This window comes from Thomasclavelia sp., assembly GCF_017889095.1.
In the GTDB taxonomy this organism is placed as follows: Bacteria; Bacillota_I; Bacilli_A; order Erysipelotrichales; family Coprobacillaceae; genus Thomasclavelia.
In genome coordinates, this window is sequence record NZ_JAGHEW010000372.1 from 1 (window position 1) to 14,277 (window position 14,277).

At 29.9% G+C, this 14,277-nt stretch carries 16 protein-coding genes; 10 read left to right on the plus strand and 6 right to left on the minus strand.

The window, feature by feature from the left end:
- A partial coding sequence (locus tag J7M77_RS15655; protein ID WP_296880264.1) for a Gfo/Idh/MocA family oxidoreductase occupies positions 1-350 on the minus strand: 350 nt, incomplete at its 3' end.
- A 310-nt stretch (positions 351-660) separates the two neighbouring features.
- On the opposite strand from J7M77_RS15655, the gene mnmE reads away from it, so the two are divergent.
- From mnmE to J7M77_RS15670, 3 genes are read left to right on the plus strand one after another with little or no spacing between them, the layout of a single operon-like run.
- Complete coding sequence (gene mnmE / locus J7M77_RS15660) at positions 661-1,995, plus strand: tRNA uridine-5-carboxymethylaminomethyl(34) synthesis GTPase MnmE (RefSeq protein WP_296880266.1); 1,335 nt, start codon at positions 661-663, stop codon at positions 1,993-1,995.
- A 1-nt stretch (position 1,996) separates the two neighbouring features.
- The gene (locus J7M77_RS15665) at positions 1,997-2,224 is read left to right on the plus strand and encodes a hypothetical protein (protein ID WP_296880269.1); all 228 of its coding nucleotides are present in this window, start codon (positions 1,997-1,999) and stop codon (positions 2,222-2,224) included.
- Positions 2,225-2,232: 8 nt separating this feature from the next.
- Complete coding sequence (locus J7M77_RS15670; protein WP_296880272.1) at positions 2,233-3,132, plus strand: mechanosensitive ion channel family protein; 900 nt, start codon at positions 2,233-2,235, stop codon at positions 3,130-3,132.
- On the opposite strand, the gene J7M77_RS15675 is transcribed toward J7M77_RS15670, so the two are convergent.
- The 5 genes from J7M77_RS15675 to J7M77_RS15695 form a co-directional block, all read right to left on the minus strand.
- On the minus strand, positions 3,116-4,459 hold the full coding sequence (locus tag J7M77_RS15675; protein WP_296880274.1) for a hemolysin family protein: 1,344 nt from the start codon (positions 4,457-4,459) through the stop codon (positions 3,116-3,118). The two genes, J7M77_RS15670 and J7M77_RS15675, sit on opposite strands and share 17 nt — an antisense overlap.
- Before the next feature lie 116 nt (positions 4,460-4,575).
- The gene (locus tag J7M77_RS15680; RefSeq protein WP_296880276.1) at positions 4,576-5,796 is read right to left on the minus strand and encodes an MFS transporter; all 1,221 of its coding nucleotides are present in this window, start codon (positions 5,794-5,796) and stop codon (positions 4,576-4,578) included.
- Positions 5,789-6,562: a zinc dependent phospholipase C family protein gene (locus J7M77_RS15685; RefSeq protein WP_296880278.1), complete on the minus strand. Its 774-nt coding sequence runs from the start codon at positions 6,560-6,562 to the stop codon at positions 5,789-5,791. The genes J7M77_RS15680 and J7M77_RS15685 overlap by 8 nt, the downstream gene beginning before the upstream one ends.
- Positions 6,563-6,728: 166 nt before the next feature.
- A complete protein-coding gene (locus J7M77_RS15690) occupies positions 6,729-7,517 on the minus strand; it encodes a zinc dependent phospholipase C family protein (protein WP_296880280.1) in 789 nt (262 codons plus the stop codon).
- Positions 7,517-7,867, minus strand: coding sequence for an arsenate reductase family protein (locus tag J7M77_RS15695; RefSeq protein ID WP_296880282.1), 351 nt, complete (start codon positions 7,865-7,867; stop codon positions 7,517-7,519). The genes J7M77_RS15690 and J7M77_RS15695 overlap by 1 nt, the downstream gene beginning before the upstream one ends.
- A 148-nt stretch (positions 7,868-8,015) precedes the next feature.
- Between J7M77_RS15695 and J7M77_RS15700 the strand changes: the two genes are divergently transcribed.
- From J7M77_RS15700 to J7M77_RS15730, 7 genes are all read left to right on the plus strand, one after another.
- A complete protein-coding gene (locus tag J7M77_RS15700) occupies positions 8,016-9,908 on the plus strand; it encodes a PRD domain-containing protein (protein ID WP_296880284.1) in 1,893 nt (630 codons plus the stop codon).
- A 10-nt stretch (positions 9,909-9,918) separates the two neighbouring features.
- Positions 9,919-10,503, plus strand: a complete 585-nt coding sequence (locus tag J7M77_RS15705) for an RDD family protein (RefSeq protein WP_296880286.1) — start codon at positions 9,919-9,921, stop codon at positions 10,501-10,503.
- 76 nt (positions 10,504-10,579) lie between these two features.
- Positions 10,580-10,900: a PTS lactose/cellobiose transporter subunit IIA gene (locus J7M77_RS15710; RefSeq protein ID WP_296880288.1), complete on the plus strand. Its 321-nt coding sequence runs from the start codon at positions 10,580-10,582 to the stop codon at positions 10,898-10,900.
- A 48-nt stretch (positions 10,901-10,948) separates the two neighbouring features.
- Positions 10,949-11,272 carry a PTS sugar transporter subunit IIB gene (locus J7M77_RS15715; RefSeq protein WP_296880290.1) on the plus strand — a complete coding sequence of 108 codons (324 nt, stop codon included), beginning with the start codon at positions 10,949-10,951 and terminating at the stop codon, positions 11,270-11,272.
- Between the two features lie 24 nt (positions 11,273-11,296).
- A complete protein-coding gene (locus tag J7M77_RS15720) occupies positions 11,297-12,664 on the plus strand; it encodes a PTS sugar transporter subunit IIC (RefSeq protein WP_296880292.1) in 1,368 nt (455 codons plus the stop codon).
- Between the two features lie 20 nt (positions 12,665-12,684).
- Positions 12,685-13,206 (plus strand): GrdB-related putative oxidoreductase, encoded by a 522-nt coding sequence (locus J7M77_RS15725; RefSeq protein WP_296880294.1) that lies wholly within the window; start codon positions 12,685-12,687, stop codon positions 13,204-13,206.
- 57 nt (positions 13,207-13,263) lie between these two features.
- Complete coding sequence (locus J7M77_RS15730) at positions 13,264-14,220, plus strand: N(4)-(beta-N-acetylglucosaminyl)-L-asparaginase (protein WP_296880296.1); 957 nt, start codon at positions 13,264-13,266, stop codon at positions 14,218-14,220.
- Positions 14,221-14,277 lie beyond the last annotated feature (57 nt).

Sequence of the window (14,277 nt, forward strand, 5' to 3'; positions counted from 1 at the left end):
AAACAATTATTTTCTTTAGCTAGAGCAATTAATTCAGTTAATTCATCTAAATTTGATGTAAATGGTTTTTCACAAATAATATGCTTGTGACTCATGAGTGCTTTTTTAGTATATTCATAGTGTAAATGATTAGGTAATGCAATATAAACAGTATCAATATTAGTATCGTTTAATAATTCATCATAATCATAGTAAGCTTTTTTTATTTGATATTTATTAGTTAAATTATTGATTTTTTCGCTAGATGCTTTTCTTCCTAAAATTGCTTCTAATTCCATTCCTTTAACCATATCGGCAATAGTTAAAAAATCTTGAACAATCATACCACTACCAATAATTCCTAGTTTCATCGTTAAATACCTCCACAAGTTAAATTATAAAACTATTATAACATTATTTATAATTTATTGGGAAAATGAAAGTTAAAAAAGATTCATATTGTACTATAAAATATAATAGAGTTTGTTTTTCGATAATGGTATCCCCTATTTTGTATTTTTACTCATGTTATATTTTCTTTTTTTATTTTATCAAATCTATAATTATATTGTATTTAAGGGAAATAAAAGCTAAAATAGGGAAAAATAAAATAATCTTAAAATAATTGTAGAGATAATGATAAATTATGATAAAATACAAAAGATAAAGGATGGTGATATCATGAATGATGATATTATTGTAGCAATTGCAACAAGTAGATTAGAAGCAGCTATTTCGATTATTAGAATAAGTGGTCCTGATAGTATTGCTTTTGTTCAAAAGTTTTTTACAGGAAAGATTTTAGAAAAACCAAGTCATACAATTAATTATGGCTATATTATTGATGAAGGTAAAAAAATTGATGAAGTTTTAGTTAATATATATCGTGGTTCACGAACTTTTACTGGTGAAGAAATGGTTGAAATTAATTGTCATGGTGGTGTTTTTATCACTTCTAAAGTATTAGAAGTATGTATTAAAAATGGTGCTCGAATGGCTGAGCGTGGTGAATTTAGTAAACGGGCATTTTTAAATGGACGTATTGATTTATCACAAGCTGAGGCAATTAGTGATATTATCACTGCTAAAAATAGCTATGCAACTGATTTAGCGTTAAAAGGAATTACTGGTAATATTAGTAATTTTATTGAAACATTGAAAGAAGATTTAATTCAAATCATTACCCAGATTGAAGTAAATATCGATTATCCAGAATATGATGATGTTGAAGAATTAACTGCTTCTTCTCTGCTTCCAAAAAGTACTAAGCTGTTAAAAGAAATGCAGACGATCTTAGAAAACTCTAAAAACATTAAATTAGTTAAAGAAGGAATTAAAACAGTTATTATTGGTCGTCCTAATGTTGGTAAAAGTAGTTTATTAAATGCTTTATTAGATGAAGAAAAAGCAATTGTCACTAATATTGCCGGGACTACAAGAGATATCGTTGAAGGAAGTATTAGTTTAGATGGAATTGTTTTAAATATGATCGATACTGCGGGAATTCGGGAAACTGATGATATAATTGAAAGTATTGGCGTGGAAAAATCAAAAGAGCTAGTTCATCAGGCTGATTTAGTGTTATTAGTAATTGATGGCAGTCAGGAATTAAGTAATGAAGATCTGGAATTATTGGAATTAACGAAAGAGGCAACTAGAATTGTTGTGATTAATAAAATTGATCAAGGTATAAAAGTCAATCTTGAAGGAATTAAAATAAGTGCTAAAGATAGTGATATTGGTGCGTTGATCAATAAAATTAAAGAAATGTTTGAATTGGGTAAGATCATTGATAACAATAATTATATCTTAACTAATGCAAGACAAACGATGTTATTACAAAAAGCTAGTCAGTCATTAAACCAGGCCGTTGAAGCAATGGAAATGAGTGTTCCAACTGATTTAATTGTAACTGATTTATATGATTGTTGGAGCAATTTAAAAGAAATATTAGGAGAAAAGGCAAAAGAAGATTTATTAGATGAATTATTTAAACGCTTTTGTATTGGTAAGTAGGATGAATAGAAATAAGGTATTAGAGTCAAGATTTTTAAATTTTTCAAGAGGATTATCAATTATTGCAATAATGTCATTTGTTTTATTTTTAATTATTAATGCTTTTAATACTGGTAGTGATGTTTTATTTATGGTAAGTTATTTACTATTAATGATAGCTTTGGTAGGTGCATTGCAGGCAGTATGCTTATATTTTATTGGTAAACATTATGGAAGAAAAGGTGAGTAAAAGTATAAATGAATAGTTTTGATAAAATATATCAGCGGATAGATTCTTTATTTCAACATGGATTAATTAATTTTGCGATTACTATGGCAATTGTATTTATTATTGTTGTTATTGTTAATAAAATAATTAATAAAATAATTGCTAAAAAATTTCCGGATCCGTTAAAACGAGTTTTTCCAACTAAAATCAAAAAAGCTGTTTTAATAGCTTTGATACTAATTATTGCTTTAAGTGAATTTAGCGCAATGCAATCAGTAATGACTACGCTACTAGCTAGTGGAGGAATTATTGCCGTAGTTATTGGGCTTGCTTCTCAAGAAGCGGCGAGTAATTTAATTAATGGTTTTATGATCATGAGCTATAAGCCCTATTCTATTGGTGATCTTGTCAATGTTAAAGAATATAATGTAACCGGAACGGTCATTGATATTTCAATGCGTCATAGTATTATTGAAACATTTGAAAAAACCCAGGTGATTATTCCTAATACAGTTATGAATAAAGCTATTATTGAAAATATTTCCAATGTTAAGAATCAAAAAGCTAATTATTTATTTATTGAAGTTTCTTATGAATCCGATATTCATCGGGCCATTGAAATAATCCAGGAAGAAGGTTATAAACATCCGCTTTGTTTAGATGGTCGAAATAAGACACAAAAAAGAAAGAAAGAACCAACTGTTAAGGTTCATTGTGTTGAATTTAATGCTAGTGGAATTCAATTAAGAGCAACACTTTTATCTAAAGATAGTACCACAGGATTTCAGTTATTATCGGATTTAAGAATTAAAATAAAAGAGCGTTTTGATAGTGAAGGAATTGAAATTCCTTATCCACATCAAGTTATTATTAGTGATAAAGAAATAAATAGTGAAAAAAAAGAAACCAGTACTAATCCTCAGGATTAGTTTCTGGTTCTTTTTCTTGAATCGTTAATTTTATTTTAGTAACTCGATTAGCTTTGATACCGGTTATTTTAAAAGTTAAGTTATCAATTGTTACTACGCGTTCTTGATTATCATCAGGAATTTCCCCTAATAACTCTAAAACAAAACCACTAACAGTATCATGATTAATTTTATCTATATTTAAATTAAGATTTAATTCATCATTTAAATCATCAATTATATAATTTCCATCCACAAGATAATTAGAATCATCAATTTTATGCCATTTTGGTTCATCATCAGGATCATATTCATCTTCAATTTCACCAACGATTTCTTCAATTAAATCCTCAATCGTTACAATTCCTGAAAAACCACCATATTCATCAACTAGAATAGCAATATGCTGATGATCTTCTTGTAATTCTTTTAATAAATCATCAGTATTTTTTGATTCTAAAACAAAATAAGGTTTTCTTAAAATACTGCGAATATCAACATTATCAAATCCTACTTTACGAGCTTCAATGACAAAATCTTTCATATTTAAAATTCCGATAATGTTATCAATTGAACGTGCGTAAACCGGAATACGGGTAAATTGCATTGTCATCATCTGATCAATATTTTTACTTAAATCATCTTCAATATCAATACAATATACTTCAGTTCGTGGTGTCATGATATTTAATGCTAAGCTTTCATCAAATTCAAAAATGTTTGTGATCATATCACTTTCATTTTCATCAAATACCCCACTTTCTTGACCACTTTTAACCATTGACTGGAAATCTTCACGTGATAAGCTTTCTTCAACGTTTTCATCTTTGATTCCAAAAATTCTTAAAACAAACTTGGTTGACCAAGATAAAATTTTAATAAACGGTGAAGCAACTTTACTAATAATTAAAATTGGTTTAGCACAAAACATTGAATACCATTCAGCCTTTTGTAAAGCGATTCGTTTAGGTACTAATTCACCAAAAATTAAAGTAATAAAAGAAATTAAAATAGTAATCAAGAAAACCGCAATCGTATCCGCATAAGGGATTGACCAGCTTTTTAAGACATTAGCCAAACTTACTGAAATTCCGGTAGCCGCACTTGCTGAGTTAAAAAATCCCGCTAAAGTGATCGCTACTTGAATGGTTGATAAAAAGTTAGTTGGCTGATCTAATAGCTTTTCGACTAGTTTAGCTTTTTTGTTTCCGGATACACTTAGGTTGTGAATTTTGTTTTTGTTGACTGAAACAATAGCCATCTCACTAGCAGCAAAATAAGCGTTAATTAATGTTAATACTACAATTAAAACAATTTGAAATGAAATCGACTCGGGGCCAGAATCCATAAATACAATACACTCCTTTTTCTAATATAATTATATAGTCAATATTCTAACAAATTTATATTTGCTTGTAAATAAGGGAAAATGTTAAGATTTGGTTTAAAAAAACGAACTATGGTTTAGTTCGTTTCTACACATTTAGATTTAAAGATCAAACCACCAATTACAAACATACCGGCAATGACAATTACGCCATATTTTGAACTATCAGTAATTTGAGTAATAATTCCCATTAATAAGGTTCCCATAAAAGAAGCCCCTTTTCCAAAGATATCAAATACTCCAAAGTATTCACTTGCCTGATTTTCAGGAATGATTTGGGTAAAGTATGATCTTGATAAAGCTTGAATAGCCCCTTGGAATACCGCGACAAATACTGCTAGTACCCAAAATTTCCAAGCTGTATCTAACCATAAGGCAAATACGGCAATGAAAAAATAGCCAGTAATACAAGTTAAAATTAATGTTTTAACTGAGTATTTTTTTGAAAGTTTTCCAAAGATCAATGAAAATGGAAAAGCAACTACTTGGGTTAATAGTAAAGCTAATAGTAAGCTGTTATCATCGATTCCTACATCTTTACCATACGATGTAGCCATTTCAATGATCGTATAAACACCATCGATATAAAAGAAAAAGGCAATTAAAAAATATAAAACCTTTTTATTATTTTTAATATTAATCAAAACTTTTTTTAAATTCTTTACCACCGGTTCTTTTACCGTAGTAAAGTTAATTTGATGATAGTTTTTTAATAATGGTAAAGTCATCAATAACCACCATAAAGCATTCATGATAAAAGCAATTGACATTGCCTGAATCGTTGATAAACCAATATTATTGGCTCCAAGAATTAAAAGTAAACTGATAGTAAAAGGAATACAGCTGCCAATATAGCCCCAGGCATAACCATGTGATGAAACTTCATCAACCCGATCATTAGTTGTAATATCGACTAACATGGAATCATAAAAAACTAAACTAGTTGATAATCCAGTTTTAGCGATAATAAAGATAGCTAGAAAAACGATCCAGCCAACTGGAATAGCCATGGCTGCTAGTGATAAAACACCCATCATCATAAAGAAAGTAAAGATTGGTTTTCTAAGATTTTTACGATCACCAACACTTCCTAAAATTGGACCAGCAAAAGCAACAATCAAAGTAGAAATTGAAATTGCATAGCTATAAAAAGCAGTTGAGTCACTTAAAGACATGCCAGCGCTGCTAGCTAAATTTTTAAAATAAATTGGTATAATCGTTGAAACTAATAAGACAAATGCCGAATTACCGACATCATATAAAATCCAGTATTTTTCTAATTTTGTTAGTTTATTCATAGTTGTAATTAAATCGGTTAGATATTTCTTGTTTATCAATTAAAAATTGATAATAACCGATAATCTCCTTTGCTGCAATATTTATCGCGTTATTAAATAACTCAATTAAATGATTTATGTCGTCAGTAATTTTAGCTTCAGGCTGTTTTAAAATAACCATATCAGTATACGTTTTAGCCTTAGCTAAAGTCATTCCTTTAATAATAATTTTTCTTTTTAAATCGCTTTTACAAAAGAATAACCAGTTGATCATTTTAAAATATTTTAAGGATGAATAGATTGTTTCATCTCTTAGGTTAAAAAATGGAGCAATGGTAGTTGCCATTTTTTTATTGATCTTAATTGATTTTGCGGGATACAAGTTAAATGAAACTTGATTTATTTGCATTAACCGGCAATCTAAATCCCGTTCAATGGCATAATGACTAATATTTTTATTAGTCATTGTCTGATCAACATAGTGATGACATTCACTATCTAAAATAAAATGATTGATAAAACCAAAAATATAAGCCATCATTGCTTCATTATTAATCAATTTTTTAGCGTTACTAAAAAATTCAGTAGCTATTTCTTGATGCATTCGATTACCTAGTGCATTAACATAATTACTTTTTAAAGGACGATAAAAGAAAAGAATATCAGGTCCCTGTAATCCTAAATTATAATAATCAAGATTATTTTTGATCATTGTAGATATTTTAGGATCATCAATTTTAGTCAATACTTGGTTGCCGAATTGTTGATGTGTGAAACTTGCGGGCATAATTTAACCTCCTGATTAGTTTATTATAATTGTCTTAAATGTTTTTGTCATCTTATATAGTTTAATTTTTAGTAAATTTTTATTTAAAAGATAAAAATTTATAAAATCATTTGCTATCTTGAAATAAATATATTATTCTAAAGCGTAAAAGACGATCATTGATCGTCTATTTAAAGTTTTGATCAAAGCGTGAAGATAGTGGAAGATCATTTTTTAAAGCTAAAACAAATTCATTAATAGCTTTAATAGATTCCTCGATACTTTGATTAAATAAATTTTCTAAGATAGTAAGATACGGTTCAATTGTTTTATTTTGTTTATAATTAACAACAAATCCTTGGAACCGTTTAAACGTAAAAGTAATTTTTAAAACTAAATAAATTAATGCTCGTTTATATATCTGGGGTGCTACTAAAAGGCGATCGTAAAATTTAAAACCAGTTAAACTTTTATAAATATCCTTTTTACTAGCACGATTGAAATAAATTTCAATATTAGTAACAATATCATCATTTATATGAACATGATTAGTTAAATGGGTTCTTAATGGATCTAAACCGTCTTTGATCATAAAATAACGATCTAATTCGGTTTCAATTTCAAAATGAGTTCTTTTGGTATTAGCCATAATTAAATCGACTTGGCTATGACAATTACTATCTAAAATAAAGTGACAAACAAAACCGCATAAATAAGCCAACTGGGCTTTGCTTTGAGTCTGTTTTAATTTTTTTAAAGCAGGCTCAAAAAATTCTCGCGCTATTTCTTTGTGCATTGATGAACCTAACCGATTAACGCGACTATGAAGATAAGGACGGTTATAAAATAAAATATCCGGTCCATGTAAGCCGATATTATAGAAATCAAGATAATCAATTAGAATTTGTTTTAATGGTCCATCAAGCTGATTTAAAACAATATTTCCTAAGCGATAGTGACTATAACTGGCAGGCATTATTTTAAACTATCGTATTCGCTAGCTTTAAAACCAACTAAAACAAGATTTTCGGTTTCAACGATTGGACGTTTCACTAACATCCCATCACTAGCTAGTAATTCTAATTGTTCATCTTCACTCATTGTTGGTAATTTATCTTTCAAGTTTAATTCACGATATTTTAAACCGGAAGTATTAAAAAAACGTTTAAGTGGTAAACCACTTTTTTGATACAGCGCCTGAAGTTCTTCTTTATTTAGTTTTTCTTCAACAATATGGCGGTCATCGTGTTTTAAACCTAACTGATCAAGATATTTTTTAGCTTTTCTACAAGTACTGCATTTTGGATATTCAATAAATTTCAACATTATTTTCACCTCATTATCATTCTACAACATTTTCATGATGAAAAGAAATATTATGCTTAATTTGTTTGAGGTTTTCCTATCTGATAGGAAGATGGTTTGTCACATTTTCTAGAATATTTATGGTACGGTAATAAAGGAGTTGATGAAGATGCTAAATAAGAGGCAAAATCATATCATCGATATATTAAATAATAATAATTGGATCACTGGTAAAGAACTGGCTAAATTATTAAATGTTTCTGATCGGACGATAAGATCGGATATTGATGTAATCAATAAATATTATGATTGTTTTTTAATTAAATCAAATAAACGTTTGGGTTATCAAATTGATGGAGCATTACTTTTTAAGCAGGATATTGAAACAAAAGATATTATTCCTCAAAATTCTCATGAACGTTGTGTTTATATTATTCGAAAATTGTTGTTTAAAAGTAAAGAAATCAATTTAATTGCCCTGCAAGATCAAATTTTTGTAAGTGGCTATTCAATCGATAATGATGTTAAAAAGATCCGGAAGATGATTAGTGAGTATCCTAGTTTGAAATTAGTTCGTTCTAAAAATTATATTCGTTTAGAAGGTAAAGAGAGCGATAAAAGAAAATTATACAAAGATTTATTGACTGAAGAAACTCATGGTAATTTCATGAATTTAAATTCAATTGCTGATTTATGGAGTAATTTTGATTTATTGGAAATTAAAGATATTTTAGAAGATGTATGTGAAAACTATAATTATCAAATGCGAGATATTGATTTTCCAATGATCATGATTCATGCCGGAGTAGCGATTGAACGAATTATTAACCATAATTATATAAATGGTCAAAAGATTAAATGTGATTTTACTAATCGGGTTGAATATCAGATTTCTTATCAGTTTTTTAAACGGGTAAGTGATTTGATAGGAATAGAGTTAGTTGAAGATGAGGTTGTTTTATTTGCTCAATTATTGATGGGTAGTTATCAGCAGGATAATGATGAAAAGAATTTGAAAATATCAACGAGTTTATTAGTTGATAGTGTGATTGAAAAAGTTAGAGATTATTTTGATATTGATTTTTCTAAAGATAAGGATTTTAAACGAGGCTTAAAGATGCATTTACAGTTGTTGTTACAAAGACAACAAAACAATGTCATGATCACTAATGTTTATCTTCAAGAAATTAAAAGAAAATATCCGTTAGTTTTTGAAATGGCAGTGCGTTCTGGTGAAGTAATTGGCGAGCTTTGTAATATGGTTATCAATGAAAACGAATTATCATTTTTAGCTTTACATTTAGGAGCTGCTTACGATCGCGTAAATTCAATCAAGCGTTATCGAGCTGTAATGATCATTCCCCATAATCAAATGTTATCGAATATGTGTGTTGATAAATTGAAATTACGATTTGAAGAACGGATGGTGATTGTTAAACAGTATGGCTTTTTTGAAGAAATGATGATTCAAAAACAAAATCCTGATTTAATTATTACGACCATACCATTAAAACATAATTTAAAAATACCAACGGTACAAGTTACTTTATTTGTAAATTATGAAGATGAAAGTAAAGTTTTTCAGACGTTAAATTTATTAGATAAGCAACGTTATCATGAAGATTTTGTAGCGTTGATCAATGAATTGATTAGACCGGATTTATTTCATGTCAAAAAGGAAATGGCAAGTTCTAAAAAGATAATTGACTTTTTATGTGATGAGTTAATTAGTAAAGGATTAGCAAGTTTAGAATATAAAAATGATGTTTTTAAACGGGAAACAGTTTCAGCAACTTCATTTGTTAATGGATTTGCCGTTCCCCATTCAATTGAAATTAGTTCTAAAGAATCATGTATTTCAATTATGATTTTAGATAAGCCAGTAAAATGGGGCAATTTTGAAGTTAAGTTAGTCTTGCTTTTAGCGATTAGAGAAACTGATAATCATTTATTGAAAATATTTTTTGACTGGTTAAGCAGTATTGTTAGTGATGCAAATAAGTTTAGTCAGTTATTGGAAGTTAAAAATTATCAAGATTTTATTAAACAGATCATTGAATAAGGAGTAGAAAATGGCAACTAAAGTAGAGAAAAGAAAAAGAAATAAAAAGAAAAAATATCATTATATTGATGCTTCAATGACGAAGAGATTTATTAGTTATTTAATTGACTGGTATGTTGGTGGTTTATGTACAGCTATTCCCATTGCAATTACATCACAGAAATTAACTAATACGATGCTGAATCAAAATATTATTGAATTTAAAGCGCCTTATGGTTTGATTGCCGGAATATTTGCCATATTGTTTGCGATTTTCTATTTTGTAATTGTGCCTACTTATATTTATCCTGGGCAAACAGTGGGTAAAAGAATTTGTAAGATCAAAATTATTCAAATCGATGATCAGCCAATTACGATTAAAAATATGTTATTAAGAAATTTGATTGGAATAATTGTAATTGAAGGAGTATTAGTTAGTGCTAGTGCTATTTGGCATGAGGTAGTTACGATTATTACTCAAGTTAATTTTGTAACGCCGTTAATGTATGCTGGTTTTGTTGTTAGTGCTATTAGTATTTTATTGTATTTGTTTAAAGGAGAACATCGTGCTTTGCATGATTACTTAGGCAAAACAAAGGTTGTTGCCTGCAATTAATTTCCTAAGTCTAGGAAAGAGATGTAGGTCCTAAAATTGGTTTTAAAATTTATAATATAGATAAAGGAGTGTTATTATGGAAGGTTTAGAGTTAGTAAGTTTTAAAATTATTTCAGCAGTAGGTATGGCTAAATCTAGCTATATTGAAGCAATGAAAGCCGCTAATGATGGTGATTTTGCTTTAGCTGAAGCTAAAATTAAAGAAGGAGATGAATCATTTACTGGTGGTCATAGTGCTCATGGTGAATTGATTCAAAAAGAAGCTAGTGGGGATCATGTAGTTCCAACTATCTTATTGATGCATGCAGAAGATCAATTAATGTCAGCAGAAACAATTAAAGTAATGGCATTAGAAATTATTCGTTTAAATAAACGAGTAGCTGCAGTAGAAAAATAGTAATAAGTATGCAAATACTATTATAAAAAAATTTAGGGAGGCAAAAAAATGAAAAAAGTGTATTTATTCTGTAGTGCTGGAATGTCTACAAGTATGCTTGCAAGCAACATGCAAGATGTAGCTAATCAGCACAAACTACCAATTAAGGTAGCTGCATTTCCTCACAACAAATTAGAGGAAATTATTAGTGAAGATCGTCCAGATTGTATTTTACTTGGACCACAAGTTAAATACATGTATGACGAAACAGTTGCTCAATTTGGAAGCCAAGGGATTCCAATTGCCGTTATCGACCAAGGTGATTATGGTATGATGAATGGTGAAAAAGTTTTAAAAACAGCAATTAAATTAATCAAAGGAAACAAAAAATAAAAATAGAAAGAGAGAAAAACTATTATGATGAAAAAACTTGAAAAAGTTTTGATGCCATTAGCTGAAGCTATTGGACGAAACAAGTATTTAGTAGCAATTCGTGATGGTTTCTTGGTTTCAACACCATTATTAATTGCTGGATCTATTTTCTTGTTAATTGGTAACTTCCCAATTACAGCTTGGACTGACTGGATTGAATCAGTAGTAATCAATTCAAGTACAGGAGAAACATTAGCTGCTTTTATTGCTAAACCAGCTAGTGCTACATTTGATATTATGGCGATTTTTGCCGTAGTCGGGATTGCATATTCATTTGCTCGTCAAATGAAAACAGATAAAATCTTTGGTGCTGCAGTAGCCGTAATGTCATGGTTTTTATTGATGCCTTATACAGTTGAGGGAACAATTACTGTTGGTGGTGAAGAAGTAGCTGCCAGCTTATCAGGATTACCACTTGGCTGGATTGGTGCTAAAGGTATCTTCGTTGGTATTATCGTTTCATTTGTAGCGGTACATATTTATGCCTGGGTAGAAAGAAAAGGCTGGGTAATTAAAATGCCTAAAGGGGTACCACCTACAGTTGAAGAATCATTTGCAGCGTTAATTCCAGCAGTTATAGTTATGGTTGTATTCTTTGCCATTAACTTATTATTTGGATTCTTAGGAACAAACGTATTCCAAATTATTTTCGAATTCTTACAAACACCATTATTAAACTTAGGGGATACTTTAGGAGCAATGGTTATTGCTTATATCTTCTTACATTTATTCTGGTTCTTTGGTGTCAACGGAGGATCAGTTGTAGGTGCGGTATTTAATCCAATTCTACAAACATTAGCAGTTGAAAACTTAGAGTTCTTTAAAACTGGTGTTGGTGAAGGACATATTATTTGCCAACAATTCCAAGATTTATTCGCAACATTTGGTGGTTGTGGATCTACATTATCATTAATTATTGCGATGCTTTTATTCTGTAAATCTAAACGAATTACTGAATTAGGTAAATTAGCATTAGTTCCAGGTATCTTTGGTATTAATGAACCAATCGTTTTTGGTTTACCAATCGTATTAAACCCAACAATGTTAATTCCATTTGTTTTGGTACCAACACTAAATATCGTTGTTTCATACTTTGCTATGGCAATGGATTTTGTACCAATTTGTAGTGGGGTACAAATCCCATGGACAACACCAGTTATTATTTCTGGTTTCTTAGCAACCAATTGGGTTGGAGCCCTGTTACAAGGAATTCTATTAATCGTAGGAATCTTTATCTACATGCCATTCATTAAGATCATGGATAAACAATACTTGATCGATGAAGCTAATGCCGTAGAAGAAGATGAAGATGATGATTTTTCATTGGACGATTTATCATTTGATGATTTATAATAGATAAAGGAGGCAATCAAATGAAAGTAATTATGATCTATGACCAGATTCAATCAGGTGCTGGAATTAAAGATGATCACATGGTTCCTTTAGGAGCTAGTAAAGATCCTGTTGGTCCAGCGATTATGATGGAACCTTATTTAAAGAAATTGGGTGGTCGTGTAGTTGCCTGTCTATATTGTGGCGATGGTTTTTATGAAGCTAATCCTAAAGAAGTAAGTCGTAAATTATGTGCGATGGTTAATAAATTAAAACCAGATGTAGTAATTTGTGGACCAGCTTTTAATTATTTAGGATATGGTAAAATGGCTGCAAATATTGCTTATGATATTAATCAAACAACTAATGTTAAAGCATTTGCGGCAATGTCAAAAGAAAACGAAGAAACAATTAAAGAGTTTAAAGATAAAATTCATATTGTCGAAACACCTAAAAAAGGTGGAACTGGCTTAAATGAAGCATTAGATGGAATGTGTAAATTAGCTAAAGCTCTGGTGGATAACGAAGATCTAAATCCAATTACTTCAAAGTATTGTTTTTAAATTAAAAAAGGATGCCAGATGGCATCCTTTTAAAATAAATAAAAGGAGGAAAGAAAGATGTGGGGTATTATCGCAACATGGCGAATGGCCTTAGAAGGAGTAAGTAAAGCTAGTGAGATGCTAGCAAACAATGAAGATGCTGGTGATGCTATCGAAACAGCAGTAAAAGAAGTAGAAGATTTTCCATATTATAAATCTGTTGGTTATGGTGGATTGCCAAATGAAGAAATGGAAGTAGAATTAGATGCTGCTTATATGGATGGGGATACTTTAGATATTGGTGCTGTTGCTGCTATCAAAGATTATGCCAATCCAGTAAGTATTGCCAGAAGATTATCAAAAGAAAAAGTTAATAATTTATTAGTTGGTCAAGGAGCTGAAAAATTTGCTCATAAAGAAGGATTTACTCGTAAAAATATGTTAACTGATCGTGCTAAAATTCATTATCGTAATCGGGTAAAAGAAGTTCAGGAACAAGAAATCAAACCTTATGCTGGTCATGATACAGTTGGAATGGTATGTTTAGATAGTCATGGGAAAATGACTTCAGCAACTTCAACTAGTGGTTTATTTATGAAGAAAGCCGGACGAGTTGGGGATTCACCAATTTCTGGTTCAGGATTCTATGTTGATAGTCGTGTTGGTGGTGCTAGTGCTACTGGTTTAGGCGAAGATGTAATGAAAGGCTGTGTAGCTTATGAAATCGTTCGGTTGATGAAAGAAGGAATGCATCCTCAAGCAGCTTGTGAAAAAGCAGTAAATGATTTTGATTTAGAATTAAAACAACGTCGTGGTAAAGCTGGAGATATGTCACTTGTAGCGATGAATAATAAAGGAGAATGGGGCGTAGCTACTAATATTGAAGGATTCTCATTTGCGGTTGCTACTGAAAATGAAGAACCAACAGTTTATTTAACTGAAAATATTAATGGTAAATGTGTACACACAGTAGCTAGTCAAGAATGGCTAGATAATTATATGAAAACAAGAATGGCGCCATTAGAAGAAAAATAAAATGGAAACAGAAATTTTAAATAAGATTGATGAAATATCAAAACAAATGATCGATAG

Coding starts and splice junctions, on each gene's coding strand:
- J7M77_RS15730 (WP_296880296.1), top strand. CDS start 13,264: ATGTGGGGTATTATCGCAACATGGCGAATGGCCTTAGAAGGAGTAAGT.
- J7M77_RS15675 (WP_296880274.1), bottom strand. CDS start 4,459: ATGGATTCTGGCCCCGAGTCGATTTCATTTCAAATTGTTTTAATTGTA.
- J7M77_RS15705 (WP_296880286.1), top strand. CDS start 9,919: ATGGCAACTAAAGTAGAGAAAAGAAAAAGAAATAAAAAGAAAAAATAT.
- J7M77_RS15680 (WP_296880276.1), bottom strand. CDS start 5,796: ATGAATAAACTAACAAAATTAGAAAAATACTGGATTTTATATGATGTC.
- J7M77_RS15710 (WP_296880288.1), top strand. CDS start 10,580: ATGGAAGGTTTAGAGTTAGTAAGTTTTAAAATTATTTCAGCAGTAGGT.
- J7M77_RS15670 (WP_296880272.1), top strand. CDS start 2,233: ATGAATAGTTTTGATAAAATATATCAGCGGATAGATTCTTTATTTCAA.
- J7M77_RS15665 (WP_296880269.1), top strand. CDS start 1,997: ATGAATAGAAATAAGGTATTAGAGTCAAGATTTTTAAATTTTTCAAGA.
- J7M77_RS15700 (WP_296880284.1), top strand. CDS start 8,016: ATGCTAAATAAGAGGCAAAATCATATCATCGATATATTAAATAATAAT.
- J7M77_RS15695 (WP_296880282.1), bottom strand. CDS start 7,867: ATGTTGAAATTTATTGAATATCCAAAATGCAGTACTTGTAGAAAAGCT.
- J7M77_RS15715 (WP_296880290.1), top strand. CDS start 10,949: ATGAAAAAAGTGTATTTATTCTGTAGTGCTGGAATGTCTACAAGTATG.
- J7M77_RS15725 (WP_296880294.1), top strand. CDS start 12,685: ATGAAAGTAATTATGATCTATGACCAGATTCAATCAGGTGCTGGAATT.
- J7M77_RS15685 (WP_296880278.1), bottom strand. CDS start 6,562: ATGCCCGCAAGTTTCACACATCAACAATTCGGCAACCAAGTATTGACT.
- J7M77_RS15690 (WP_296880280.1), bottom strand. CDS start 7,517: ATGCCTGCCAGTTATAGTCACTATCGCTTAGGAAATATTGTTTTAAAT.
- mnmE (WP_296880266.1), top strand. CDS start 661: ATGAATGATGATATTATTGTAGCAATTGCAACAAGTAGATTAGAAGCA.
- J7M77_RS15720 (WP_296880292.1), top strand. CDS start 11,297: ATGATGAAAAAACTTGAAAAAGTTTTGATGCCATTAGCTGAAGCTATT.